We start from the raw sequence: 4,929 nt of genomic DNA, 5'->3' as shown, positions 1-4,929 counted from the left end.
GGCGCCGTCCGCCGCGAGGTCCGGCAGCGCCGGATACCAGACGCGGCTGTCGGTGAGCAGCCCGTGCAGCAGCACCACCGGATCGCCCGCGCCCTGCCGGTGCAGGCCGAAGGTCCAGTCCCCGTGCGCCACCTGTCCGAGGACCGCGCCGGGGGGCGGAGCCCCGTACACCGCCGCCGGATCATCCGCAGCCGCCGCCATGCCCGAGGTCACCTCCCTCCGTCGCCGTCCCGAGCGCGCCGGCCGGGGGCGGTGCCGCCGTCACGGCCGGGACGGGGCCGGGCGCCGCCGCCCCGGCGAAGGCGGTGAGCCGGTCCACGCCCCAGAACTTCTCGCGGCCGTGCACGAAGAACGGCACCCCGAAGACGCCCTCCTCGACGGCGCGGAGCAGCGCCCGCGCCCCGCGCCGCCGGAGGTCCGGGTCGTCGGCCGCGTCGGCGAGGACGGCGGGGTCGAGCCCGAGCCGGTCGGCGAGCTTCGCCATGGTGGGCCGGGCGCAGATGTCGAGGCCCTCCTGCCAGCGGGCCCGGTAGGCCTGATCCAGGAACGCCCGTCCCGCGCCCCGCTGTTCGGCGGCCAGATAGGCCAGGTGGGGCACCTCCCAGACCGGGTCGCGGTCCACCGGCCAGCTCACGGCGAGCCCCCGGTCGGTGGCCAGCCGCCGTACGTCACCGAGGATGTAGAAGTGCTTCTCGCGCGACATCCGGGTGTAGACGAACCGCCGGCCCGCCTCCGCGAGGAGACGTTCGCTCTGTTCGTCGGGTTCCCAGTACGGCACCCATTCCAGCCGGGAGGCCAGCTCGGGGTGGTGGCGCGTGAGGTCCAGGTGGGCCAGCCACGAGTAGGGGCTGCGCAGGGAGAAGTAGAAGCGGAGAGCCATCGCTGTCCCCCTTCCGGGGTGATGGGTCGGGCGGGGCGGAAATCGTGGCGGGGCGGAGCGTGAGGCGGGCGCGGGACGGTGTCAGAGGGCGATGCCGCCGTCGATCTGGAAGACCTGGCCGGTGATGTACGCGGCCCGGTCGGAGACCAGGAACGACACCAGGTCCGCGACCTCCTCCGCGTTGCCGAACCGGCCGAGCGCGATCCGTTCGAGCATCCGGCGCGTCTTCTCCTCGGGCAGTCCCGCCGTCATGTCGGTGCTGATGAACCCGGGCGCCACCACGTTGGCGCGGATGCCGTGCCCGCCCAGCTCCTTGGCCAGGGAACGGGTGAAGCCGATGATCCCGGCCTTGGTGGCGGCGTAGTTGGTCTGCCCGGCGTTGCCGTACACCCCCGCCACCGAGGAGAGGGTGACCACGCAGCCGGAGCGGCGCTTCATGAGGGGGAAGGCGACGGCCCGGCAGAGGTGGTACGTCCCGCCGAGGTTGACGTCCACGACGTCCTGCCAGTCGTCCTCGCCCATCAGCACCAGCGGCTTGTCACGGATGATCCCCGCGCAGCCGACCACCGCGTGGACCGGCCCCAGTTCCTCCTCCGCGGCCGTCACGAAGGCCCGGGCGGCGGCCGGGTCGGAGACGTCGGCCTGCCGGGCGAGGACCCGGGCACCCGACTTCCGGGCCAGCTCGGCGGTCTCCTCGGCGCTCTCGGGCCGTGAGTGGTAGCAGAACGCCACGTCGTGGCCGTCCTCGGCGAGCCGGAGCACGACGGCGCGGCCGATGCCCCGGGAGCCGCCGCTGACCAGGGCGACGCGGCGGTGCTGTGCGGACATGGAGGGTGCCTCCTCGGCAGGGGAACGGGTGACGGGGTCAGCCGGCGGGCGTGCCGGGGACCAGGGAGTCGAGCGGGCGCAGCGCGACGATGAAGTGCCCCACCTCGACGGCGGGAAGACCGTTCACCAGCGTGCGGCCCGCCAGGATGGTGGTGTCGGCCACGGCCCGGACGACCTCGACGTGGTGCTCCAGAACGTCACCGGGGTGCACGGGACGGTGGAAGACGACCCGGTCGACGGCCCCGGCGAGTTCGACCTTGCCGGTGGTCACGTCCGGGTTGGGGGTGTCCCAGACGGCGAGCAGCACGGCCGCCTGGGCCCAGGACTCCACGAGGAGCGGGCGGGGGTAGCGGAAGGCGTCGGGACCGGCGTCCGGCGGCAGCCGGCGGTAGGGGGGCTCCGCGACCGTCACCGCCTTGACGGCGGTCAGCCGGGATCCGGGCACCGCCGCGGTCACCCGGTCCACCAGGAGCATCGGGTAGCGGTGCGGGATGATCCGGGTGATCGCCGCGGTGTCGGCCCGTTCCACGGGGCCGTCCGCCTCCGGCCGTCCCGGGTCCGGTGTCCGCGGTCCCGGCGCGGGACCGCGGTCCGCGGCCGCCCGTCCCGGCTCCGGCTCCGGGGGCGGCGTGCCGGGGGCGGTGTCCGACGGCGGCCGGTACCGCAGCCGCAGCTCGGCCGCCCGGCCCCGGGCCGTCTCCACGGTCACGTCCACCCGGAGCTCACCGGGCGCCCCGGCCGGACCCAGGACGCCGACGTCCTGCCCGTACCCGGCCCGGAAGGTCAGCTCGTCCCCGGGCAGGACGGGCTCGCGGAAGCGGCACCGGTCCACGGCGGCCAGTTCGGCCCGGTGACCCCGCCCGGCGAGGTCCGCCAGGACGGCCTGGTCGGCGTACTCGACCAGGCAGACGCCGGGGAAGACGGGGAAGCCGGGGTAGTGGCCGGGGAACGCCTCGAAGGCCGGGTCGACCACCGCCCGGGCGGTCACCCCGTCCTCGGTACGGGCCACCGGCCGGGGCGTGAGCCCCAGCAGCGACGGGGCGGGGGAGAGGGGCATCACGCGGCCCGCAGCTTCCCGTCGAGCAGCGCGTACGTCTCCTTCAGCGTGGTGAGCTGTGTCAGCTCCTCCTCGGCGAGCTTGACGGAGAACTCCTGCTCCAGACGCACGGTGATCTCCAGGGCCATCAGGGAGTCGACACCGAGGTCCCGCGTGAAGTGGGCGTCGTCGGTGACGTCCGCGACGTCCACGTCCAGGACCTCGGCGATGAGGGCGCGCAGCGCCTCCTTGTCCAGGGTGGTGCCGGTCTCCTCGGGCATGACGGGCCTTCCTCTCGGGGAACGGATCGGACGGAACGGGCGGACCGCACGGTGCGGACGGTGCGGACGGTGCGGACGGTGCGGACGGAACGGCAGCGGAACGCGGTGGGGCGGGCAGGGGTCAGAGCAGGCGCACGGTCGTGCAGGCGAGCAGGCCGTCCTCGTCCACGGAGGTCACGACGGCGACACCGCCGCCGACCGCCCCGGAGTCGCGCAGGGCGAGCACCGCGCCCAGCTGGAAGCCCGCCGAGGCGGCGCACGCGTCCCCGAACAGGTCCCGCACCTCGACGCGTTCGTCCTCGGCGCCGCCCAGCACCTCGTCCAGGGCCGCGGCCTCCTCCGAGCGCGCCCAGGTGCCCGACGGGGCCGTCACCCGCACCTCGTCCGGCTCCACCCCGGCCTCGGCCAGGGCCAGCCGCACCAGCCGCGCGAGCGCGGGACGCAGCTCCCCGGGGCCGCCGCAGGCGCTGAACCGGGCGGACAGGATCTCCGCGCGGGGCCGCCGGCCGTGCCGCTCGGCGGACGCGGTGTCCTCCAGCAGGAACATGGCACAGCCCTCGGCCACCGGCACGTCCCGCCGGCCCGGGCCCCGGGCGTGCCAGTCCAGCCACGCCCGCTGCACGCTGTACTCCTCCACGGCGCCGCACAGCATCACCTCCCCGTGGCCCCGCTCCCGCAGCCGGGCCGCGTAGCGCAGCGCCTGAAGACCCGTCAAAGGACCTCCGGCGAGCGTGGCGTTGGGGCCCTTCAGGCCGTGCCAGATCGCGCTCGCGCCCGCCGCCCGGTTCATCACCGTGTTCGGGAACAGCGCCGGATCCACGTAGAACGGCTGCGCGCCGGTCAGGGAGTCGCGGGTGAAGTCCATGGTGCTCTGCACGCTGCCCGACCCCGTGCCGAGGACCAGCCCGATCCGCTCCGGCCCGTCGGCCAGCGGCGGACGGCTCGTCCCGTACGGTTCCAGAAGGGCGCTCAGCGTGGCGACCGTGATCCCGGTCAGCCGGTCCATGGTGCGGGTGCCCCGGCTGCCGAGCGCCTCCGTGACGCTGAAGCCCGGGATCAGACAGGCGAGCTCCGAAGGGCCCGGCCACACCTCCAGGTTGAGGCGCGGCACGACGGCCCGGCGGGCCCGCACACCCTCGGTGAACGGCTCGACGCCGAGGCCGTACGGGGACAGCACCGACCAGTCGGAGATCACGGTGGCCGGCACCGGCCGCGCGTCCCGGCCGGCAGGCGCGGGCCGTCGCTCCGCCTGGGGCCTGACCGGGGCCGTCTCGCGGGCCGCCGTCGGGATGCCGGACATCACCACTCCTCCGCCTCGGTACGGGTGTTCCAGGTGGTGCCGGCCGCGATGAGCTCGCCGCCGTCCACGCCGATGGTGTCGCCGGTCAGCCACGACGACGGGGTGCGCGCCAGGGTGACGACCGCCTCGGCGACGTCCTCGGGCCGGGTGAGCCGCCCGTGCGGATTGCCCGCCGCCGAACGGTCCACGAACTGCTCGTGGCCGGGGATGCGCAGCAGCGACGGCGTGACGGTCACCCCGGCGCGCAGCGCGTTCACCGCCACGCCGTACGGGGCGAGTTCACAGGCCAGCTGCCGTACGTGGGACTCCAGCGCCGCCTTGGCCGCCGACACCGCCCCGTAACTGGGCAGCACCTGGCTGGTGCCCGCGCTGGTCATCGCGAAGATCTTCGCGCCCCGGCGCAGCAGGCCGGCCGCCACGAGGTCCTGCGTCCAGTAGACGAGGCTGTGCGCCATCACGTCGAGGGTCATCTCCAGCTGAGGCCGGGTGAGGGCCGCCTTGTCCCCGCCGCGCGGCAGGAACGGCACCAGCGACCCGAAGGCCAGCGAGTGCAGGACGACCCGGAGGCCGGCCCCGCCGGTGAACTCGGCGATCCGCGGCACCA

General features: G+C 75.2%; 6 protein-coding genes and 1 pseudogene. All 7 read right to left on the bottom strand.

The genetic code is table 11. The features are described from left to right. Positions 1-201: pseudogene (locus RIF68_RS27325) on the bottom strand (hypothetical protein); the annotation flags it as partial. Continuing rightward, positions 182-880 carry a DsbA family protein gene (locus tag RIF68_RS27320; protein WP_309053963.1) on the bottom strand — a complete coding sequence of 233 codons (699 nt, stop codon included), beginning with the start codon at positions 878-880 and terminating at the stop codon, positions 182-184. The gene RIF68_RS27320 and the pseudogene RIF68_RS27325, both read right to left, overlap by 20 nt. Before the next feature lie 81 nt (positions 881-961). Beyond that, complete coding sequence (gene fabG, locus RIF68_RS27315) at positions 962-1,708, bottom strand: 3-oxoacyl-[acyl-carrier-protein] reductase (RefSeq protein WP_309053962.1); 747 nt, start codon at positions 1,706-1,708, stop codon at positions 962-964. A gap of 37 nt (positions 1,709-1,745) precedes the next feature. Then, the gene (locus RIF68_RS27310; protein WP_309053964.1) at positions 1,746-2,765 is read right to left on the bottom strand and encodes a hypothetical protein; all 1,020 of its coding nucleotides are present in this window, start codon (positions 2,763-2,765) and stop codon (positions 1,746-1,748) included. Further along, positions 2,765-3,025, bottom strand: a complete 261-nt coding sequence (locus RIF68_RS27305; protein ID WP_309053961.1) for an acyl carrier protein — start codon at positions 3,023-3,025, stop codon at positions 2,765-2,767. The genes RIF68_RS27310 and RIF68_RS27305 overlap by 1 nt, the downstream gene beginning before the upstream one ends. Before the next feature lie 121 nt (positions 3,026-3,146). Further along, a complete protein-coding gene (locus tag RIF68_RS27300; RefSeq protein ID WP_309053960.1) occupies positions 3,147-4,325 on the bottom strand; it encodes a beta-ketoacyl synthase N-terminal-like domain-containing protein in 1,179 nt (392 codons plus the stop codon). After that, positions 4,325-4,929: SDR family oxidoreductase (locus RIF68_RS27295; protein ID WP_309053959.1), on the bottom strand; the 605-nt coding region annotated here is incomplete at its 5' end. The genes RIF68_RS27295 and RIF68_RS27300, both read right to left, overlap by 1 nt.

This window comes from Streptomyces sp. (assembly GCF_031178505.1).
Classification (GTDB): Bacteria; Actinomycetota; Actinomycetes; order Streptomycetales; family Streptomycetaceae; genus Streptomyces; species Streptomyces gulbargensis.
This window is presented reverse-complemented; position numbering and strand designations above follow the sequence as displayed.

Coding starts and splice junctions, on each gene's coding strand:
- RIF68_RS27320 (WP_309053963.1), bottom strand. CDS start 880: ATGGCTCTCCGCTTCTACTTCTCCCTGCGCAGCCCCTACTCGTGGCTG.
- fabG (WP_309053962.1), bottom strand. CDS start 1,708: ATGTCCGCACAGCACCGCCGCGTCGCCCTGGTCAGCGGCGGCTCCCGG.
- RIF68_RS27310 (WP_309053964.1), bottom strand. CDS start 2,765: ATGCCCCTCTCCCCCGCCCCGTCGCTGCTGGGGCTCACGCCCCGGCCG.
- RIF68_RS27305 (WP_309053961.1), bottom strand. CDS start 3,025: ATGCCCGAGGAGACCGGCACCACCCTGGACAAGGAGGCGCTGCGCGCC.
- RIF68_RS27300 (WP_309053960.1), bottom strand. CDS start 4,325: ATGTCCGGCATCCCGACGGCGGCCCGCGAGACGGCCCCGGTCAGGCCC.